The 19,673-nt window shown below is 48.6% G+C and carries 17 protein-coding genes; 9 read left to right on the top strand and 8 right to left on the bottom strand.

Features of this window, described 5'->3' with window-relative positions:
• The 3 genes from ACUUHJ_RS29645 (at position 1) to ACUUHJ_RS29635 (ending at position 4,628) form a co-directional block, all read left to right on the top strand.
• On the top strand, positions 1-1,722 hold the full coding sequence (locus ACUUHJ_RS29645) for a GMC family oxidoreductase (protein ID WP_472300793.1): 1,722 nt from the start codon (positions 1-3) through the stop codon (positions 1,720-1,722).
• A 219-nt stretch (positions 1,723-1,941) separates the two neighbouring features.
• Complete coding sequence (locus tag ACUUHJ_RS29640; protein ID WP_289675000.1) at positions 1,942-3,150, top strand: trans-sulfuration enzyme family protein; 1,209 nt, start codon at positions 1,942-1,944, stop codon at positions 3,148-3,150.
• Between the two features lie 26 nt (positions 3,151-3,176).
• Positions 3,177-4,628 (top strand): sigma-54 interaction domain-containing protein, encoded by a 1,452-nt coding sequence (locus ACUUHJ_RS29635; protein ID WP_472300791.1) that lies wholly within the window; start codon positions 3,177-3,179, stop codon positions 4,626-4,628.
• A 373-nt stretch (positions 4,629-5,001) separates the two neighbouring features.
• Here the strand turns inward: ACUUHJ_RS29635 and ACUUHJ_RS29630 are convergent, their stop codons facing one another.
• Complete coding sequence (locus ACUUHJ_RS29630; RefSeq protein ID WP_289674997.1) at positions 5,002-5,325, bottom strand: antibiotic biosynthesis monooxygenase family protein; 324 nt, start codon at positions 5,323-5,325, stop codon at positions 5,002-5,004.
• A gap of 188 nt (positions 5,326-5,513) precedes the next feature.
• Between ACUUHJ_RS29630 and ACUUHJ_RS29625 the strand changes: the two genes are divergently transcribed.
• The gene (locus ACUUHJ_RS29625) at positions 5,514-5,882 is read left to right on the top strand and encodes a DUF6713 family protein (protein WP_354142410.1); all 369 of its coding nucleotides are present in this window, start codon (positions 5,514-5,516) and stop codon (positions 5,880-5,882) included.
• A 79-nt stretch (positions 5,883-5,961) separates the two neighbouring features.
• Here the strand turns inward: ACUUHJ_RS29625 and ACUUHJ_RS29620 are convergent, their stop codons facing one another.
• A complete protein-coding gene (locus tag ACUUHJ_RS29620; protein WP_289674995.1) occupies positions 5,962-6,864 on the bottom strand; it encodes an arylamine N-acetyltransferase in 903 nt (300 codons plus the stop codon).
• A 203-nt stretch (positions 6,865-7,067) separates the two neighbouring features.
• Entirely contained in the window at positions 7,068-7,583 is a 516-nt protein-coding gene (locus ACUUHJ_RS29615; RefSeq protein WP_015893706.1) for a stalk domain-containing protein, read from the bottom strand.
• Between the two features lie 223 nt (positions 7,584-7,806).
• Here ACUUHJ_RS29615 and ACUUHJ_RS29610 point away from each other — a divergent pair, with 223 nt between their 5' ends.
• Entirely contained in the window at positions 7,807-8,496 is a 690-nt protein-coding gene (locus tag ACUUHJ_RS29610; protein ID WP_188066335.1) for a uracil-DNA glycosylase, read from the top strand.
• Positions 8,497-8,575: 79 nt separating this feature from the next.
• Here ACUUHJ_RS29610 and ACUUHJ_RS29605 read toward each other — a convergent pair whose 3' ends face one another.
• Positions 8,576-9,217 (bottom strand): thiamine diphosphokinase, encoded by a 642-nt coding sequence (locus tag ACUUHJ_RS29605; RefSeq protein WP_289674994.1) that lies wholly within the window; start codon positions 9,215-9,217, stop codon positions 8,576-8,578.
• A gap of 34 nt (positions 9,218-9,251) precedes the next feature.
• Positions 9,252-9,662, bottom strand: coding sequence for a 2Fe-2S iron-sulfur cluster-binding protein (locus ACUUHJ_RS29600; RefSeq protein ID WP_472300790.1), 411 nt, complete (start codon positions 9,660-9,662; stop codon positions 9,252-9,254).
• Between the two features lie 143 nt (positions 9,663-9,805).
• Between ACUUHJ_RS29600 and ACUUHJ_RS29595 the strand changes: the two genes are divergently transcribed.
• Entirely contained in the window at positions 9,806-10,714 is a 909-nt protein-coding gene (locus tag ACUUHJ_RS29595) for a GNAT family N-acetyltransferase (protein WP_472300789.1), read from the top strand.
• Between the two features lie 16 nt (positions 10,715-10,730).
• On the opposite strand, the gene ACUUHJ_RS29590 is transcribed toward ACUUHJ_RS29595, so the two are convergent.
• Positions 10,731-11,537: an Fpg/Nei family DNA glycosylase gene (locus ACUUHJ_RS29590; protein WP_472300788.1), complete on the bottom strand. Its 807-nt coding sequence runs from the start codon at positions 11,535-11,537 to the stop codon at positions 10,731-10,733.
• A gap of 207 nt (positions 11,538-11,744) precedes the next feature.
• Between ACUUHJ_RS29590 and ACUUHJ_RS29585 the strand changes: the two genes are divergently transcribed.
• Positions 11,745-12,902 (top strand): THUMP domain-containing class I SAM-dependent RNA methyltransferase, encoded by a 1,158-nt coding sequence (locus ACUUHJ_RS29585; protein WP_472300787.1) that lies wholly within the window; start codon positions 11,745-11,747, stop codon positions 12,900-12,902.
• 74 nt (positions 12,903-12,976) lie between these two features.
• Positions 12,977-15,625, top strand: a complete 2,649-nt coding sequence (locus ACUUHJ_RS29580; RefSeq protein ID WP_472300786.1) for a DUF4855 domain-containing protein — start codon at positions 12,977-12,979, stop codon at positions 15,623-15,625.
• A 74-nt stretch (positions 15,626-15,699) separates the two neighbouring features.
• Here ACUUHJ_RS29580 and ACUUHJ_RS29575 read toward each other — a convergent pair whose 3' ends face one another.
• Together ACUUHJ_RS29575 and ACUUHJ_RS29570 are read right to left on the bottom strand one after the other, a co-directional pair.
• Complete coding sequence (locus tag ACUUHJ_RS29575) at positions 15,700-16,326, bottom strand: hypothetical protein (protein ID WP_472300785.1); 627 nt, start codon at positions 16,324-16,326, stop codon at positions 15,700-15,702.
• 88 nt (positions 16,327-16,414) lie between these two features.
• Positions 16,415-17,653, bottom strand: coding sequence for an MDR family MFS transporter (locus ACUUHJ_RS29570; protein WP_289674987.1), 1,239 nt, complete (start codon positions 17,651-17,653; stop codon positions 16,415-16,417).
• Positions 17,654-18,225: 572 nt separating this feature from the next.
• On the opposite strand from ACUUHJ_RS29570, the gene ACUUHJ_RS29565 reads away from it, so the two are divergent.
• Entirely contained in the window at positions 18,226-19,338 is a 1,113-nt protein-coding gene (locus tag ACUUHJ_RS29565; protein ID WP_289674985.1) for an aminopeptidase, read from the top strand.
• Positions 19,339-19,673 lie beyond the last annotated feature (335 nt).

The following is a 19,673-nucleotide window of genomic DNA, read 5'->3' as shown; positions in this document are numbered from 1 at the left end:
ATGGCCAAAAAGTTACCTAAGGTTGACGTCGTGATCGTGGGGGTGGGCTGGGGTGGAGGCATTATTGCTTCTGAGCTAACCAAGCAAGGTCTGACAGTAGTGGGGCTAGAGCGAGGCAAGGAGCGCAAAACCGAGGACTACTTCATGGTACACGATGAATTGCGTTATGCCCTTCGTTATGAGCTGATGCAAGATTTGTCCAAAGAAACGATCACGTTCCGCAGTAAAATGAACGTTCGTGCGCTTCCCATGCGGTCATACGGTTCCTTTTTGCTCGGGACAGGACTAGGGGGATCTGGTGTCCACTGGAACGGACAGACCTTCCGCTTCCTACCGTATGATTTCCAAATCCGCTCCAAGACGATTGAACGGTATGGCGCAAAGAAAATTCCAGAGGGAATGACGATCCAGGATTGGGGCATTACCTACGATCAACTGGAGCCATACTTCGATAAGTTTGAAAAGATGGCGGGAATCGCTGGCGAGGAGAATCCGTTGGGGGGGAAACGCTCGAGTCCTTATCCGACACCTCCGATGCGTACTACACCGAGTATGAAAATGTTTGCGGATGCGGCGAAAAAGAAAAACCTGCATCCATACATCCTTCCATCAGCCAATCTCTCGCAAGCGTATACCAATCCAGACGGGGTGGCCCGGGCTGCGTGTCAGTACTGCGGCTTCTGTGAAAGGTTTGGCTGTGAATACGGAGCAAAAGCCGATCCAGTGGTGACCGTGATCCCGGTAGCCAAGAAGACAGGGAAGTTTGAAATTCGCACGCATTCCCATGTCCGCAGAATTTTACATACAGGGAACAAGGCGACAGGTGTTTTGTATACGGACGTCACGACAGGGGAGGAATTCGAACAGCCCGCTGATATTGTGGTGATGACCAGCTATGTATTCAACAACACGCGCATCCTGCTCATGTCCAAGCTGGGAAAACCGTATGATCCAACAACCGGAAAAGGCGTGATCGGTAAAAACTACGCCTATCAAGTCTTAAGAGGAGGCGCGGTGGGCTTCTTCGACGACAAGGAGTTTAACAATTATGCAGGCGCAGGATCGCTGGGAATGTGTTTGGATGACTACAACGGTGATAACTTCGATCACTCCAATTTGAAATTTATCCATGGCGCGAATATCTCTGTCACACAAACCGGCTTTCGACCAATTGGCACGAACAAGGTACCGCCGGGAACGCCTAGCTGGGGCAAGGATTTCAAGGCTGCCTCGATCAAATACACAAATCGATTCATATCCGTAGGTGCCCAAGGAGCTTCCATGCCATTTCAACAGCATTTCCTTGATCTGGACCCGACGTACAAGGACGCTTTTGGAGATCCGTTAATCCGCATTACGTATGATTTCGTCGACCAGGACAGGGAGCTAGCGGCATTTTGTGCAGATAAATGCGCGGAAATTGTCAAAGAAATGGGAGCGAACGAGAAGCTCGAAATTAACCGCAAGCTCGGACCCTACGATATCACGCCATACCAATCGACGCATAATACAGGTGGCGTCATCATGGGTGCTTCACCAGACAATTCGGCAGTCAATAACTATTTGCAGATGTGGGATGCGGAAAACGTATTTGTCGTCGGGGCTTCCTCCTTTGCGCATAATAGCGGCTACAACCCGACAGGAACGATGGGTGCTCTCTCCTATCGAGCAGCAGAGGGCATTTTGAAGTACAGGAAAAGCGGGGGCGGCATGCTCGTATAAGCTGGTTTTTTAATCATGCAAAACGTAATTGCAACTATGCGAAAAGTCGTTGGGCCAACTAACGGCTTTTTCGCGTGCATCTGAGAAAATTGATTTGCATATTTGCGAATATCGATGGCAGAAAAAAGCGCAAAGCCCTGGAATGATGCGGTTTCTCACCTTGGCATGCTCCTTGCTATACCCTTTGGTAACAGCACAAACCAAAGGGAGAGACAATCAATGACGACAAATAAGTGGAAGATGGACACCTCCATTATTCATACCGCACAAACGCCTTGCCAAAAAACAGGAGCAGTGGTATCCGCGGTGGTGCCTGCTGTGGCCTATGCGTTTCCAGATGCAGATTCCGCAGCGGCGTGCGTGGCTGGCGAGCGAGAAGGAACGTACTACGGAAGATATGGCAACCCTACCATCGCCACTTTAGAGCAAAAAATCGCTGCATTGGAAAATGGCGAAGCTGCCTTGGGTGTAAGCAGTGGGATGGCCGCCATTTCAGGGGCTTTGCTCGCCTTTTTGAAGCAGGGTGATCATGTCGTGTGTACGCGGGATGTGTACGGAGGCAGCTACAAGTTTCTTACGACTATGGCCCCGCGTTATGGCATTGTGACGGACTTCGTCGATTGCACCGATTTGCAGGCAGTCGAGAGTGCTTTTTTGCCGAACACAAAAGTCCTGTACATCGAAACACCCTCGAACCCGTGCCTGACTGTTTTAGATATCTCGGCGCTGTCCCGCTTGGCGCACGCTCATGGCATTGTGGTAATCGTCGACAACACCTTCTTAACGCCGTATTTGCAGCGACCGCTTGAGCTAGGGGCGGATGTCGTCGTGCATAGCGCCACCAAATATTTGAACGGACATGGCGATGTGATCGCGGGCTTCATCGTTGGGAAGCAGGAGCATATCCAATTCATGCGCAAAAACGTCATGGGTGACTTGGGACAAAATTTGAATGCCTGGGATGCTTTCTTAATCCTGCGTGGGCTGAAGACACTCGGTTTGCGCGTCAGACAGCATGGACAAAACGCTCAGGCAGTCGCGGAGTTTTTGGCGAAGCACCCTGCAATCTCGCACGTTTACTACCCTGGTCTACCTTCGCATCCACAGCATGAGCTGGCTAAACGGCAAATGGCCGGAATGGGCGGGATCGTTTCTTTTGAAGTAAAGGGCGGTTACGAGGCAGCGAAATCTTTCATTAACGCTCTGCACTTGGCTATGATATCGTTTAGTTTAGGAGATCCCGAGACACTGGTACAGCATCCTGCCTCGATGACGCATTCCTCGATCCCTGCTTCCGAGCGGATCAAGTTCAACATTACGGACGGTTTGATTCGCTTATCGACTGGTTTGGAGGACGTGGAGGATATCATCGCAGATTTGAAGCAGGCGCTAGCTAGTCTGCCATTAGCGGCAGCGTCCAGGGGATAAAGGAACGTGAAACTGGAGGATGGGGCATGACAGAGTTTTCCCGGATCGAGGGATTCATTCAATCGTACGCCGACAATATTTCCAAGGTACTGGGACTCGATGTCACCATCCTGGATGAACAAGGGATACGTGTAAGCGGAACCGGCTACTATCAGGAGCTGATTGGATTGCCTGCGCCGGAAGGATCGTTTTTCCGTATGATCCTGCAAACCGGACAGCCGGGAATGATTTTTGACATGAAAAAGAACGAGTCGCAGTGTGGCAATTGCAAGTTTTTGCAGCAATGCCGGGAGCTGGCGACGATTGGATTTCCGGTGCACAAACGGGAGAAGACGGTAGGAGTCATCGGAATTATCGGCTTTTCCCCTGAACAAAAGGAAAAAATGCTGCACCACTCGGAAAAATGGATGCCGTTTTTGCAGCATACGAGTTCTTTGATAGCGCACAAGCTGCTTGAGCTGGATGCGGAGCGGGAGAAGAGCTGCAACATTCAAGAGGAAATGCAACAGGCCACGGTTCATCCGGTGTATTTCGCCCAGCTGATTGGGGCAGAAACAGGCTTGCGAGATGTAATTGCCAAAGCGAAAAAAGTGACGAACAGCATTTCCACGGTTCTGATCCGGGGCGAGAGCGGAACGGGCAAGGAGCTGTTGGCTAAAGCCATTCATTGCGAGAGTGGGCGCAATAGACAGCCATTTGTAGCAGTGAACTGCGCGGCGATTCCCGAGACCTTGCTGGAAAGCGAATTGTTCGGGTACGAAGGCGGCGCATTCACAGGCTCCAGACGCGAAGGGAAGCCGGGGAAATTTGAATTGGCCCACAAAGGCACGATTTTTCTGGATGAAGTAGGCGATATTCCGTTGTCCCTCCAGCCCAAGCTGTTGCGCGTCCTTCAGGAGAAAACAGTAGATCGGGTGGGCGGCGTAAAAACGTTGGGTGTCGATGTGCGTGTTATTGCTGCTACACACCGGGATTTGGAGAGCATGGTCAGGGAAGGAACGTTTCGCGAGGATTTGTATTACCGACTCAACGTCATCCCTCTGCGGTTAAAGCCGTTGCGTGAACGTACGGAGGATATCGCGCTTTACTTGCAGCACTTCCTGTATCGGTACGGGACGTTGCTGCAAAAAGGCAGACTGGAGCTCGAAGCCCAACTCGTCCAACGACTACAAGCATACGAATGGCCGGGGAATATTCGTCAGCTGGAAAATGCCGTCGAGTATATGGTCAACATGGCGGAGGGGCATGTCATCGGCAACGAAGAGCTTCCTGAGTATCTGCTGTTTGAGGATGAGCCGACGGCAGTAGGCAGTGATTTGGGGCTGGAAAAGCTGGTGGCAGAATATGAACGCTCCATTCTCCAGCGCTATTTGAACGCAGGCAAGTATGGACAGGATAAAGCCGCGATTGCCAATGAGCTACGGATCAGCTTGTCGACCTTGTACAGGAAGATGGAGAAGTACCGATTGGTTAAATAAATATGATACCGATAGCTAGTCAAAGCTTAAACGGTGAGTTTTCGTCTGACAAAAACGCTATCGCTATGGTGTATGTATTAGCGGGAAAGATCGACTTCACATAGCTAGCGGCGAAGAGCTCCCTTATTTCTAAAGGCTGTTTAGGCTACCAAATCTCTAAAATATCAGTCTCTTTTTCTTTTTTTCTTATCTTTTATACTAAATACGATTGCTGTAACGACAATCACAAAAACGATCAGAACTATGAGACCTGGATAACCTACATTACCCATAAATACCACTCGCTTTCTAAAACTTACTCGGTGTACAACAACTGGCAAGTCATAAAAAAGTGGCCGAGCAGATAGCCTGCTTGAGCCACTTTTTTCTATAATTACGAAGGGTTCGGTTCTTTTTTCGCTTTCAGCTCGTAATGGCCAGTTTTGCCGCTAATGTACCACTCAGGAGTTTCTTCTTCACGCGCTTCGCGGTGACCTGCCAGATGAACATCACTCAGCTCCCACTGCTTCCACGCTTCTTTTGATTCCCAACGGATCATGACGACCACTTCTTCTTCACCTTTGTGTGGCTTCTGTACCAGCACGCTCAAATCTACAAAGCCAGGAGCCTTCTCAACAGCACCAGGCTCGCTAAAGCCTTGTACGATTTTGTCAGAATGACCTTCCTGGACGACGTATGTTTTTATCTCCATCATCATGAAGTGCGACACTCCTTATATACCATTTCCCTACTTTTCCATATTAGTGAGAAATATTATCAATGTCAACCAGATATTAGGAAATGGTTTTCCAAATTGTGATAATATTGTGTTCGATTTGTATTTTGACCTCTTTATTTATTAGAGTGTAGTAACATAAAGTAATAAAATCGTAGGGGGGTTTTTGAATGCCTGATCTCTTGCTTGTGTTATTCTTGATAAACTTATCTTTATTTCTCTTGCACGAAATGGATGCGATAAGACGTTCGGAGTGGAGATTGTTTATCGTGCTTAAGGATATGGAAGATTCTAAGGCTTATAAAGTATTCACATTTATCCACCTTCCTCTTTACACAATCATACTCTATTTACTTTTTAGTAAATATCAGACAGTTACTTTTTGGGTCCTAGATGTATTTTTTATCATACATACAATTCTGCACCTATTTTTTGAAAAGCACCCCCGTAATGGATTTAAAAATACATTTTCAAGAACAATTATTTATCCAATGGGAATCCTTGCGGCTATTCATTTAGTATTACTATTTAATAACTGAGTACCAATAATATCAAAGGCAACGATATTTGATTCGATAGCAATAGTAAAACAAGGCTGCCGATTGTATTTTAAACTAGTCAGTCTAAACCTTCATTTTCTTTGAACACGAGAGCTTCGTTTTCAAGGGGGACTTCTTCTTTTTTGGGAGCAGTGAAAATATCAATACCACGTTCGAGCAGGATTTCTACCGCCTCGCGAACAGGGAGAAGTGGCAGTTGCATTTCATCGGCGACAGCAGCTTCTATATCAGCGATAGTGTGGAGAGGTGTTATCTGGTTTGTGCCATCTGAATAACCGATGTGGAGAGCGTTGTTTTTGAGGAGTACGAAGCGATCTTGCTCCAGCTGGAAACGATGGATGTGAAGTCGATTCAAAAAGAAGGCGTCCGGTAAAAAAGAGGAGCGGATGGCTTCCGACAAGTCAGGCAGTTCTTTTCGTTCATTCGGATGAAAATCCCACGGAGGAATTGCCACTTTTCCGTTTTCATACCGCGTAAAGCGATAGTGTTCAGGATGATCGGGACTTTTGGTCAAATCCATCGAGGCAGTACCAAAAGGCCTTACATGGTTCCCCTCTTCGAGAAAATGAATCGGCTCAAAGATAGGAGCGGTAGCCCCCGCATCCACATAGACGGGTGTCTCTCCTGTATTCGGACCATCGATCAGGATGGCAGCATGCCCGCCGCCTGGCAAGACGAGCTGACCGTAGAATCCGAGAGCTCGAAGCAGAGAGAGAAAGCTGTGATTGTTGGTATAGCATGTGCCGCCAAAATGATGGTGGATCGCATTGTGCACATATTCCTCAGGGGTCGGTATCTCATGTTTCCCGTCACGGAAGAAGAGCAGCTTGCTTACATTTTCATAAGGGAAGGTCTGCAGATGCGCGCGACAGAGCTCACTGAGATAAGAGAGGCTAGGCGGCTTGCGGTCTAGCTGTAGACGTTGAAGGTATAAACTCGCCCAGTTCGGGAAGGTAGACATAAACAAGTTCACTCCTTGTATAAAATAAATAATAAATAAAAATGTATGTTAAGTGTTGGTGGAGAGATCGTATCACATGGGACAAGCGGCAATCAATCTAAATTTTTCCAGGAAACAAAAAAGGCACCGGAAGGATAGCCTCCGGTGCTAGCGGGTCCCTAGTCCGCTGTCTTTTTCGTACGAATAGATAAGTGCAGAAGAAATTATAATAACGACTTAATTTCCCCAGTGTTCGGGTTCACTACGAACCAGCCATACGTACTGGTGTAGCTGTCGCCAGATTGGAAGTTGTTTACAACCGTTTGGTACACTTGAATGACATAGTGACCTTTTTCGTCGTCGTGAGCGTACTCGACTACATGTGTCGGCGAGAGTTTGCCAGCGAATTTCTTTTTCACCAGCTCGATCGCTTCCATTTTGGAGTACATTTTTGCTGATGGAATTTTACCGATGAAAATCGATTTGGTTCTCGCGTCGTAAATGACCGGCTTGTTCAGGTTCTCAGCTACGAAGCGGATTGGCACATAGACGGAGTTTTTGTACATGATGCCTTGTACGTCGCTGTTTGGTGATTTCGGCAACCCGTCAAAGTAGTAGGTGAACGGTGTTTTCATTCCTTCTTCCGCGTCTGGAAAAGCGGGTGCTGCAATGGCAATTCCGGAAAAGAGCACCGAACCTACAACAATGCCCCCCAAAAATGACTTGATGTCCCATTTCATGATGTGAAACCCTCTCCCTTTCTCTTTTCTCTAAATCTTCCCAGCCATCATTATGTCAAAGATCATAGGAGAAAAGCTATCAAACGAGGGTACTAGGAAACAAAGACTAGGAATCATCGGAAAGATAGGACTAAATCAGAATAGTCCTAGTTCTTGAATCAGTGGTTCAGTGATGGGGATGTTTGTGGTAAGGTAGAAAAAAACAGCGGACAAGGTGAGGAACATGACTACCATATTGCAAAATGACTGGGCCCCCGTATTGGCCGATGAATTCGAGAAGCCCTATTATGTAAAGCTTCGTCAGACGTTGAAGGAAGAGTATCAGACGCAGACAATCTATCCAGATATGTATCATATATTCACAGCGCTGCACCTGACTGACTATCAGAATGCAAAGGTTGTGATTTTGGGGCAGGACCCGTATCACGGACCGGGACAAGCACATGGGTTGAGCTTTTCGGTCAAGCCGGGAATCAAGCCGCCACCGTCTCTGGTCAACATCTATAAAGAGCTGAAAAGCGATGTCGGGTTTGAAATCCCTCAGCATGGTTACCTGAACCATTGGGCGAAGCAAGGCGTCATGATGCTGAACACCGTTCTGACGGTTCGTCGCGGCACTCCGAATTCGCACAAGGACATTGGGTGGGAGACGTTTACAGATCGAATTATTCATTTGTTGAACGACCGGGAGACCCCTCTCGTTTTCATCCTGTGGGGTAAGCATGCGCAGGAGAAGGCGGCATTCATTGATCGCAACAAGCATTTCGTCATCGCCTCCCCGCATCCGAGCCCATTTTCGGCGAATCGCGGCTTTTTTGGCAGCCGTCCTTTTTCGCGGACGAATGAGTTTTTGCGTTCACGCGGGCTTCAAGAGATTGATTGGCAGTTGCCGATGCAGGTTGAGGAAGAGTAGCCTGTATTGGTGCAGGGAAAAGAAAAAGGATCTCCATTGTTTTGCACCATGCAAAGGAGATCCTTTCTTTTTCTAGTAATTAGTCTTTGCTTTTGACAACGAGCAGCTTGCCCGTTTGAATCGTGATTGTTCCAGTCTGTTCCGTTAGCAGATTGCTAATGCCAAGCGTGTCGCCGATCCGCAGGGTGGCATCCTTCAACGGATAGAGGAATCCGGTTAAGGTAATCCCTGTGACTTCTGGTGTAAAGGGCAGCAGGGAGATATGATCGAAATGATCCTGCTCTATCGTACTCTGGCGGTCAATCAGTCGGATTTCATTGGTCTCATCGAGGATGCGGCAGTTGGAGCCCGTCTGCAACGCTTTGTTCAGCAAGTGTACGTTTGCCAGCATATGATCAAAACGAGAGCCGAGCACACCGAGCAACACAATTTCCTCGGGCTGTTGCTCGATTGCCCAAGTAAGGGCCATCTCTGTATCGGTCAAATCTTTCATAACGGGATCGCAGGAGGAGACGTGCATACTGTGGCGTTCAATTTCTGCCATTTCCTCGGAGCTGACAGAATCAAAGTCACCGATCGACAATTTTGGTACGAGACCGTTGCGAACGAGGAACAAGGCACCTCTGTCAACACCGACGAGCCAATCATTTTCGCGTATCTCTTGGATCGCCCAGGTGCCCAGATTGCCACCAGCGAATAGTAGGATGCGTGTAGGATTCATGCTACGGCCACCTTTTTTCTATTAAAAATATCCTCTATGTAGGAATCGAAGAGCGAAATGTACTTTGACAAGCGAGGCGATAGCCAGTAGCGAGCTTTTCTCCCAGCTTTGTTTTTTCCTGTCCGGTTGGGGTGTCGAGTAAGGATGCACCAGCTACGATCTGTACACTGCACTTGCCGCAATGCCCTTGTTGGCATTTGTAAGCGATGGGTTGAGCTTGCGTGAGCGCAGCTTGTAATAATGTCTGAGAGGGAGTGTACCGGACTGGCATCGTTTGAGAGCGTTGCTTCACCTGTACGAGCTTCTGCTTTGATTGGGGGCGAACCGGGCTCCTATCTGTTTTTTTCACCGACGTTTGCGGATGCACGGGAACGGGAGCTGGACTCGACATCTGTACGTCAGATCGTCCAGGGATGAGCGAGCCAACCGTAAGCTGTTTGCGCATAGGAACCTCCCGAGTAAGTGATTTTTCTCATATTACCATGTCAGGCATGTGGGTGACAAAGCTGGAGGAAGTGTCTGTAGATGATTGAATTTTTAGATTTTATCAATTAAAATAATTTTATTAAAACCCAGGAAGGTGATACCATGATTACCATCAAACGGATGAGCGACTGTACCTTTGCAGAAGTGACCAAAGCGTGGAACAGAGGATTCGAAGGCTATTTTATCGAGTTTACGATGACAGAAGAAACGCTTGTCCAGCGACTGGGGGGCGAGGGATACGTGCTGTCCCTGTCTGTAGTTGCTTTTGACGGCACAGAGCCGATTGGCTTAGTGGCCAGTGGGATGAGGACTGTTGCAGGGAAAAAAGTCGCCTGGAATGGTGGTACGGGTGTCGCCACGGAATATCGTCGACAAGGAGTAGGGAAGCAACTGATTGAAGCGACATTGGATTTATACAGAGAAGCTGGGGTGGAAGTAGCTACCTTGGAGGCATTGAGTCAAAATACCAAAGCAATTGCTTTGTATGAGCAAAAAGGCTATGACGTCGTGGATCGTCTGTTGTTTTTGCAGCAGAGTGGACCGCTGGCAGAGAAGGCCTTTCAGACAAATGAACTGGCTGATTATCGGGTTCGGCGCATTTTGGCCCAGGAAGCCGCCATGCTGCCGTTTTACGTGACCGATGTCCCTTGGCCAAATTATTGGCTGAACTTGCGAGATTCGCAGGCCGTGCTCGTAGAAGACAGAGAGGGTCAGGCGGTTGGCTATGCGATGTACAAGTGTGTGGTAAACGAAGAAGGCAAAGTCAGCGGGCTCGTGCTTCGTCAATGTGTAGCACAGCCAGAGCATCCTGATGCACCAGACATTTTGAAAACCGCACTCGGGCATGTGTATGGGCCGCTTGCACACGAATGCCGCCGGTCTACGTTTAATTTGCGTGCGGCTGATACCTTGCTTGTTGAAATACTGCAAGCGGCAGGATTCAGTCCTTCCGAAACAGAGCAGGTGTTTATGATCAAGCAGATGGAAGCTGCACAGACCCCTGTCGTCTAGGGAGTGAAACAGCTAGTCAATGCTGGCAGTTCGTGCAGGCAAATACTTTGCGGGAGGAGAGCTCACTCTTTTCGATAGGCTGTCCACAGCGCGGGCAAGGCTCACCACCGCGATCGTACACCTGGCAGCGCTCATCGAAGCCACCTGTCAGGGAATCGCCTTGAAAAAGTGGCTGCATGTAACCGCCGAATCGAATCGCTTCTGTAAGCACGGTTTGCATGGAATGATATAGTCGTTTTTGTTCCTCGAGAGAAAGTGTCGGGATCGTCCGGGTAGGCAGGATGGCGGCATGAAAGCAGATCTCGTCCGCATAGCAGTTGCCGATGCCCGCGAGCCAATGCTGATTGACTAGCGCTGTTTTGAGGACACTGCGTTTGTCAGCGAGTAGCTCCGTAAATCGGGTAAAGGTAAACAGCGGGTCCAATGGCTCGGGCCCAAGTGGAGCCAGTCTTTCGTCGATCTGAACGTTGGTGAGTAAATGCAGGTAGCCTAACCGGAGGCCGTGAAAATATAAAAGGCGTTCTCCAAAGGCAAGAGTCACTTGGGAGGTTCTCTTTAGCTTGTCTTCCGCAGAGCCCAGATATAGAAAGCCGCCGAGCATCAAGTGAAGCAGCAGGACATGACCACTTTCCAGATGGAAGAGAAGATGCTTGCCACGGCGGTCGACGAGCGTCAGGCGATTGTCTTGCAAAAGACGAGCAAATTCCGCAGGAGGCAAATTAATCGTTTTTTCCCGCTGAACGTGTGTGGCCGTAATCGTTCCGCCACCGATTTTCTCCTGTAGCAGTCGGCGATAGTTCTCCATCTCAGGTAATTCTGGCACGCTGACTCCCTCCCGTTACAACAAGTTTTTCGTAGGATTTCCCATATGAATGATCGACATGCCGTACCCGTCACTGTTTTTTCAGTGATGGGTCTTTTGAATTTAGACAAGTTTACCAACGCTATTCGGAAATGGGGTAATATAATATGTAAGGTAGTAGGATGAGGGCATGGCCCGAAGGATTATTGGACGGACAGGAGATTACATATGCAAAAAGTAGAATTGATCGCTACGGCGACTTTTGGTTTGGAATCAGTAGTAGCAGAAGAGGTGAAGGCGCTCGGATACGGACCCGTACAGGTGGAGAACGGCAAGGTAACGTTCACCGCAGATATTTCTGCGATTCCCCGCACAAATTTGTGGTTACGAACTGCCGACCGCGTGCGTCTAAAGATAGGGGAGTTCAAAGCAACTACGTTTGACGAGCTGTTTGAAAAGACAAAAGCACTGCCGTGGGCCGATTGGATCACAGAGGATGGAACATTTCCTGTGGAAGGGAAATCGGTCAAATCTACCTTGTTCAGTGTGCCGGATTGCCAAGCCATCGTGAAAAAAGCAGTCGTAGAAAGTCTGAAAAAGACCTACAAGCGCGAGTGGTTCGATGAGCAAGGGCCGCTGTACAAGATCGAGGTGGCACTTCTCAAGGATGTGGCGACGCTCACGATTGATACATCAGGACCGGGCCTGCACAAGCGCGGCTACCGGGAATTGATCGGACAAGCGCCACTAAAAGAAACTATGGCTGCTGCGATGATTATGCTGTCTCGCTGGAAGCCTGATCGGGTATTCATGGACCCATTCTGTGGATCGGGTACAATTCCGATTGAGGCGGCGTTAATCGGACAAAACATCGCTCCGGGGATGAACCGGGAATTCGTTTCCGAGACGTGGCCGATCATTCCGAAAACAGCTTGGCGTGAAGCTCGCGCAGAAACGCATGATTTAGCGCGCTATGATCAAAAGCTGGAGATTATCGGGACAGATATGGATGACGAGATCCTGAAAATTGCCCGTCGCAACGCGATGGAGGCTGGTGTAGATGACCTGATTCATTTTCAGCGCATGGATGTACGGGATATTCGAACCAAGCGCAAGTACGGCTACTTGATTTGCAATCCACCTTATGGAGAGCGCTTGGGAGAATGGAAGCAGGTTGCCAAGATGTATGGCGAAATGGGGAAAACCTTTGCTGCCATGGATACGTGGTCATTCTACGTTATTACGTCAGACGAGCAGTTTGAGGAGCATTTTGGTCGTACAGCAAGCAAGAAGCGCAAGCTCTACAACGGAAATATCAAGGTAGATTACTATCAGTTTTTCGGACCTAGACCGCCGCGCGGACCAATGGTTATCCCAACCGAGTAGACATAAGGGGTGTGTTCAAAGGATGGCTTTTTGAACCACCTCAACAGAAGGGGCATATTGGAGGAGAAAATGTAATGAGCAAGGAACGATTCGGGAGCAGAATGTTGTTTGCTTTATTGGCAGCGACTACATTACTGGTCCAAAGTACGCCGTTGACTCTTGCTGCCACAGAGCCAAAGAAACCGGCAGTAGACACCAAGAAACTGGAAGATCAGTTCAAAAAACCAGAAGAAGCACACACGGAGTTTACGGATTTGGGCAACAGTTACGCTAGAAAAGCCGTAAACAGACTCGCAGCCCTTCATATGATCAGTGGTCAGGGAGAAAACCGTTTCAACCCGCAAAATACGATTTCTCGACAAGACATTGCGGTACTTTTGACAAAAGTAATCGGTCTTCAACCAACAGAAATTGAGAAAGCCGCTTTTGAAGATGTTCCTTTGGAAAATCCTTATGCACCGTACGTTTATGGACTCTCCGAGTTGGGAGTGATGAACGGCAGAAGTGAGCATACCATGGGTGCTCTAGACCCGCTTACAAGACAAGAGCTGGCAGTCATGCTGTCTCGCTTGATGAAAGAGGGATCTGTGAACAAAGTGGCAGGTCAGACTCCTGTTACATACAACGATGAAGAAGAAATCGCCGACTACGCCAAAACGGCTGTGGAAGAAGTGACGAATCAGCGCTGGATGCAAGGTGCTGGCGGCAAGTTTAATCCGTCAGGAACTGTCACGCGTGCAGAGGCGGCTGTGATTGCTGAGCGCGTCTTGGATGCACGCTACCAGCAAGCAGAACAGGTGAAATACAAAGTAGATGTAGAGCGGTTGAGTTTGGCTGCTGGCACGAGCCAACGCTTGAAGGTAAGCAGCATCGGGGGAGATGAGCTGCCTTTTACACCTATTTTCGCTTTTGATCGTCCTGAGCTGGGAACCATCTCGGCTGACGGAACCTTTGTTTCTGGTCCTACAGCAGGAAAAGGAAATCTCACGGTGACAGTCGGCTACAAAACGACGATAATTCCGGTTGAGATCAAGACCGCAAGTGATCCAGCTGTCGAAAAGGTAGAGGACACGCCAAATACTGCTCCGGTGACTTCCTCCAATGACTCGGCAACGAAAGTCGATGAAAGCAAGAAGGTAGTAGAAGAAGAGGCGGAGGAGCCAGCGGAGAAGGACGAACTGGTCAATATCGCACCGGGCAGTTATACATCGGTTACTACTTTTGGAACGCCAGACTCGTATTTCCAAGAGCTGGAGAAACAGTATCCGGGTCCTGTAGGTGGACTTGTAACGCCTACAGAAGATTGGACGGGATATCACCGTCAGTTTGGGCGCAAGGTGACTGTTGAGCTCGACGAGGCGAAGCCGTTGGAGAGAGTTGCGCTGACGTTTAAGCAGCAGAAGACTTCGGGTATTACGATGCCAGAATACATGGAAGTCGAGGTATCTCGCGACGGGAAAGTTTGGTCGTATGCGGGAAGAGCTGTTCACGATGTTTCCGCCAAAGAGGACAAGCTGGTTACACGCACATTGAGCGTGACCTTGCCTGACGTCAACACCCGGTATGTTCGGGTATCCTTCCCTGTGAAAGTATTTACGTTCGCTCGCCAACTGGAGGTATGGGCAAAAGCGGATAGCGAGTGGAACAATGGCGCTGTCTTGCTGCCGCCACCAAACCCGGCGAAGCTGGAAGAAGCCAAACAAGCTGGTCGTCGTGTTGAAAATATGCTGCTCGCTTATACCGGGGAGCATGACGAACTCGGGACATGGACAAAAGAGGATTTCATCCCGATGGTTGGCTACCGCACCGTAGATGGTTATATGCGTGACCAGATGTTTGACACGATTCTGTTCCTGCCGTATCAGACCATCCCTGCGACGAAAGAAAGCTGGACAAAGTACATGAATGATTTGTTCGGCTCAAACAAGCAGCTTGACGCTCTCAACCAGGCTATGCGGGAGTACAACCGCCTGCGCGGAACGCTGTATTCGACACCGACACAGGAAAATGTCGTGCTGGCACTGCCGTATCCGAATGCCAATCAGACCAATTTTGGTCAGTTGGATGAAAAGAAACCATCCCTCAACTTCAACCCTGCGGGAATTGGAGAAGAGCAAGCGTATTTGAATCGCAAAGCTGCGCTGGAGTGGTATTTCCAGGAGCTCATGAAGCGCTGGAACAAGGAAGGGTACGCCTATTTGAAACTGGAAGGAATCTATTGGTTCCATGAGCTGGTGGAGGATAGCGCACCGAAAGAGCGTCAGTTGATTCGTGACATGGGTAGCATGGTGCATGACGAGGCGTTGCGCTACTATTGGATTCCGTATTTCGGTTCACCGGGAGTGTCCGAATGGAAATCTCTTTATTTCGATAAGGCATTCCTGCAGCCGAGCTATTACAGCGACAAGCCGGTAGGAATTGACCGTATTCAAGGGGTACTGGATGTCGTCAACAAGTACAACATGGACATCGAGATCGAAGGTGACTGGAAGATGTACAATGATCCGAAGTTCTATCAGACCTACTATAATCAGCTAGTTGCCACCCACAAGCTGGGGATGGATAAAAACAACGTGCACGCTTACTACTTTGGCTCCAAGACATTGCTAGAGTCTGTCAAGAGTACGGACCCTGTCAAGCGCGCCATCTATGATGATACGTACAAATGGATGCGCGGCCGTTTTGACAGAACAGAATTTTTCGAAGGTAGCGAGATGCCGTAGTGAATGGAAAAGAGTCTGTTTCCCGTTTGGAGGGAAGACAGACTCTTTTTTTTCTAAAGCGGATGGGCAGACTTTCACCCAATCGTTTTCCGATAGATCTCCACCAGTTCCTCGACGATCTTTTCCTTCGTCGCATGTAGAGGGGGACTCGGATGGTAGTAATCTATTCCTTTCGGGCAGGGCTTGCCAAAAGTCGGTATCCCTGCTGCTGCGACCCGTTGTTTCCACTGTTTCTTGAGGGAAGAAAAATGCTGCCACGAATGGTGATGGGAAAGCCCCCAACCGAGCAGGAGCCACGGATGCTTTTGCAGTTCTTGCGTAGATACGAGCTGAGCCTCGAGCGTCGTTTCTTTCTCATCAATGAGTTTTTCAAAATGAGAGATAGCACTCACGGCAGCAGCATTTTGCACGGAGAACAGGTTGTAAATATGGAATCTGCCTATCAATGCCCGTTTTCCGTAAATCGCCTCCACCAGCCGGATCAATTGTCGCATGGTGGGATCGAGTGTGGTTTGACCCATGATACTATGACCGGATGCAGGTCTTTCACGAAAAAGCTGGGCACTACCAGGATTCAGTAAGAGACAGCTCCCAAGAGAATGATGACCCTCTGAATTCGCTCCCCATTGAAGATAGGTAGAAGTTCGGTAGACGACTCCTCGGTGTTCTTTAAAGGTAGCATAGGCATTCGGCTGGTTCATGACGATCCCCTCCTGGTCAAGCTATCTATGCTCCATTTATATGAGAGGAGGGGATTTGGTAGAACGGACATGCTCTACTCTAGCTACTCTAGCTGACTTCCTTGGCACCAATCATGCGGAACAGAATGATATACAGATAAGCACTGACTAAGGTGAAGCCCAGGATGACACCGAATACACCGACAGGAGCGAGCCATTGGGATAGACCGATCGTCAGGGGAGCGATGAAGCGACCAATCGAGAACTGGAGCGAAGAAGCTCCCATGTACTGACCGCGTGCATCCTCAGGCGAGTATTTACTGATAAAGCTCTGGGCGACTGGTGTACGCATCAGCTCGCCGAATGTCAAAATCGCCATACAGCCGAACAGAAGCCAGATATTCGTCGTAAAGGCCATCAAGAACAGACCGACACCGAATAAGATGGAGGAGATGGCGAGGCTGTTGCGATCACTCCAGTTTTCGAACCAGCGTGTGACTGGCAGTGTAAACAGAACCACCAAAAAACCATTTAAGGCCATGAGCCAGCCGAATGCGCTGGTTCCCCCGACAGAATAAGTCCAATTGCCCCAAGAAAATAATGCTTGTTGCATGACATGCTCTTTCACATACAACGCCATGTAAATATCCAATTGCATGAATCCAATGGCGATCAAAATCCCTGCGCCAATGTACAGGGCAAAAGCTTTGTCTCGGAAAATAATGGCGTAACTCTGGAATTGCTGAATCAGGGAAAAACGCTCCTTTGCCTTCTCCTGACGGACGTGTTCAGGCAGCGTTTCTTTGATCAGGAAAAAGACGGTGATCGCAAAAAGCAGTTCAACGAAGGTACAGAACATCAACAGCTGCGGGCGATAATGGACAAAAAAGACAGAACCCAATACGGGACCTGCGACCACCCCGATGTTCATCGCTGTGTAAAAGGTGGCAAATACAATTCTGCGATCGTCTTCTGTGGTCAAATCAGCCACCATGGCGGAGCTGGCAGGCCAGTAGAGAGCCCCAGCGATCCCGATCCCGATGAAGGCAATGTAGTCGATCCAGGGAGACGGAGAGAACGCAAACAGCGCGAACATCACCGTCGATGTACAGAGCGAGAGCAACATGGTGAATCGGCGCCCTACCCGGTCAGCCAAATATCCGCCAAACAGGTTAGACAGCATCCCGAGCAGCGGTGGTACCATTAAGAGAAGACCCGCTATATCCTTTCCAAACGTATCACTAAAATAAATCGCCATAAACGGAAAGTACATCCAAAAGAAGGTGTGCGTAATCAATTCACCAAAGAGACGTACTTTCAAGTTAAGATCCCACGAACGCCAAATCATGACACGAATTCCTCCATTCATTTCGGCAGGTGCCTTGACCTCGATTCTCTTCTTGGAAAAATTCCACGTAAAAAAGCGCAAACGGGGTAGAGACAATGCTCTTCCGCTTGCGCTTTATCAAACGATACAAGGGTGGCGGGAAATAACCAGTTCAAAGGGGGACAAAAGAAAGACGGTTATATACCTTTAATTTTAGGTACAGTAAACCGACTGTTCACCCAAGAACATGGCCCGCAATTCATATCGGGAAAAAGACGGAAGCGGTTCAGGCATCCTGCAGCTTCTAGCTTTTGATAGGGTTGTAAGAGGCAGTGCCGCCCCTTAAGAGAGGCCCCACCTAAGCGAAGATAACTACAGAACACACCATGAACTCAGCACTCCCGTCTTTCAAATTTTTTACATAGGTAAACTCTTGATGATTAGAATACTCGAAAGAGTCGAATTTATGCAAGATAATTTTTTGGTTTTTTTCGAATAGTACCAAGAACATCGATAATTGAAAAAGGGGCTTCCATTCGGTAAAATATTTTTTAACAATAATCAAATCATGCTAGAAATGTGGGGGATATCGCATGCTGGATACACGCATCGTCAAGTTGGCTACAAATTTGCTGAGCCACTCTGTACGCCTGAAGGAAAAAGAAAGCTTGTTGATTGAAGTTCGTGGCGAGGGTCACGCCTTGGCGAAAGAATTGGTTAGGCAGGCATACGACTTGGGAGCCTATCCGTTCGTACGGATTATTGACCCGTCTATCCAACGTGAGCTGATGCTCGGTGCAAGTGCAGAGCGTGCGACTCATTTGGCGAAATGGGAAGAAGCAATGTACAAAGATTTGGATACATATATCGTCATCAATGGTCCGTCCAACGACAGTGAGATGGCCGATGTTCCCGTAGAGCGTCGTCGTGCGCATCAGAGTGTGATGCAAGAATTGCATGACTACCTGACCAATAATGTACGCTGGACACTGCTCAACTACCCGACTACGAGCTTGGCGCAAAATGCCAACATGTCTACCGTTGCTTTTGAGGACTTCTATTTTGACGTATGCTCTGTTGACTATAAAAAGATGCACGAAGCCTTTTTGCCTTTGCAGCAATTGATGGATCGTACAGACAAAGTGCGTCTCGTGGGACCAGGGACGGATCTTCAATTCTCGATCAAGGACATTCCGAGTGTCATCTGCTCCGGGCTGCGCAATATTCCAGACGGTGAGATTTTTACAGCTCCTGTGCGTGATTCCGTGAATGGAACCATTACGTACAACACAGCAACAAGCTACATGGGCACGAAATTTGAAAACGTGTGTTTGAAGTTTGTAGACGGAAAAATTGTCGAGGCGACCTCTAACAATACCAAGAGACTCAACGAAATTTTCGATACAGACGAAGGAGCGCGCTTCATTGGGGAATTCGCGATTGGCGTACATCCGTACATCCTGCATCCAATGAATGATATCTTGTTCGATGAGAAAATTGCCGGCAGCTTCCACTTCACACCAGGCCGTGCATACGACAACGCAGATAACGGAAACCGCAGCCAAATCCACTGGGATATGGTAAATATCCAGCGTCCTGAGTACGGCGGCGGAGAAATCTGGTTTGATGATGTGCTGATTCGCAAAGACGGTTTGTTCGTATTGCCAGAGCTGCAAGGACTCAATCCGGAAAACTTAAAAGGGTAATTAATACAACAGAGCCATCATGCTGAGCATGGTGGCTTTTTTTGTTTGTTACGTAGCTATTGGTGAGGGAAGAAGCGCATTTCCAGTCTACGCTTCGGCCTACGCCCCGCAAGGGGGGATTGACTGTTCGCTCCGGAATAAATAGCGGGAGCGCTTCAAACGTAGAAGTTTCGGGGAAGGGTTTCATAAATGAAGCTGAAATTCCCCGCCATTTATTCCTACGCTGAGTTGGGCTCCAGAGGCGCTTGAACTGGAAATGCGCTTCTTCCTACGGGGCTTTTGCCTACTTCTCGAAAGTTCTGTTTTTTATCATTTAAACCTCGTCGAATAACAAC

Source organism: Brevibacillus schisleri, from assembly GCF_055685845.1.
Note: the sequence above shows the minus strand (reverse complement) of the source record. Positions and strands in the feature narration are given on the sequence as shown.

What these genes read in the sequence shown, in the direction of transcription:
- ACUUHJ_RS29605 (WP_289674994.1), bottom strand. Translation starts at nt 9,217, where the DNA reads ATGAATCCTACACGCATCCTACTATTCGCTGGTGGCAATCTGGGCACC.
- ACUUHJ_RS29610 (WP_188066335.1), top strand. Translation starts at nt 7,807, where the DNA reads ATGACTACCATATTGCAAAATGACTGGGCCCCCGTATTGGCCGATGAA.
- ACUUHJ_RS29620 (WP_289674995.1), bottom strand. Translation starts at nt 6,864, where the DNA reads ATGTCTACCTTCCCGAACTGGGCGAGTTTATACCTTCAACGTCTACAG.
- ACUUHJ_RS29630 (WP_289674997.1), bottom strand. Translation starts at nt 5,325, where the DNA reads ATGATGATGGAGATAAAAACATACGTCGTCCAGGAAGGTCATTCTGAC.
- ACUUHJ_RS29600 (WP_472300790.1), bottom strand. Translation starts at nt 9,662, where the DNA reads ATGCGCAAACAGCTTACGGTTGGCTCGCTCATCCCTGGACGATCTGAC.
- ACUUHJ_RS29635 (WP_472300791.1), top strand. Translation starts at nt 3,177, where the DNA reads ATGACAGAGTTTTCCCGGATCGAGGGATTCATTCAATCGTACGCCGAC.
- ACUUHJ_RS29615 (WP_015893706.1), bottom strand. Translation starts at nt 7,583, where the DNA reads ATGAAATGGGACATCAAGTCATTTTTGGGGGGCATTGTTGTAGGTTCG.
- ACUUHJ_RS29625 (WP_354142410.1), top strand. Translation starts at nt 5,514, where the DNA reads ATGCCTGATCTCTTGCTTGTGTTATTCTTGATAAACTTATCTTTATTT.
- ACUUHJ_RS29595 (WP_472300789.1), top strand. Translation starts at nt 9,806, where the DNA reads ATGATTACCATCAAACGGATGAGCGACTGTACCTTTGCAGAAGTGACC.
- ACUUHJ_RS29640 (WP_289675000.1), top strand. Translation starts at nt 1,942, where the DNA reads ATGACGACAAATAAGTGGAAGATGGACACCTCCATTATTCATACCGCA.
- ACUUHJ_RS29585 (WP_472300787.1), top strand. Translation starts at nt 11,745, where the DNA reads ATGCAAAAAGTAGAATTGATCGCTACGGCGACTTTTGGTTTGGAATCA.
- ACUUHJ_RS29645 (WP_472300793.1), top strand. Translation starts at nt 1, where the DNA reads ATGGCCAAAAAGTTACCTAAGGTTGACGTCGTGATCGTGGGGGTGGGC.
- ACUUHJ_RS29575 (WP_472300785.1), bottom strand. Translation starts at nt 16,326, where the DNA reads ATGAACCAGCCGAATGCCTATGCTACCTTTAAAGAACACCGAGGAGTC.
- ACUUHJ_RS29565 (WP_289674985.1), top strand. Translation starts at nt 18,226, where the DNA reads ATGCTGGATACACGCATCGTCAAGTTGGCTACAAATTTGCTGAGCCAC.
- ACUUHJ_RS29570 (WP_289674987.1), bottom strand. Translation starts at nt 17,653, where the DNA reads ATGATTTGGCGTTCGTGGGATCTTAACTTGAAAGTACGTCTCTTTGGT.
- ACUUHJ_RS29580 (WP_472300786.1), top strand. Translation starts at nt 12,977, where the DNA reads ATGAGCAAGGAACGATTCGGGAGCAGAATGTTGTTTGCTTTATTGGCA.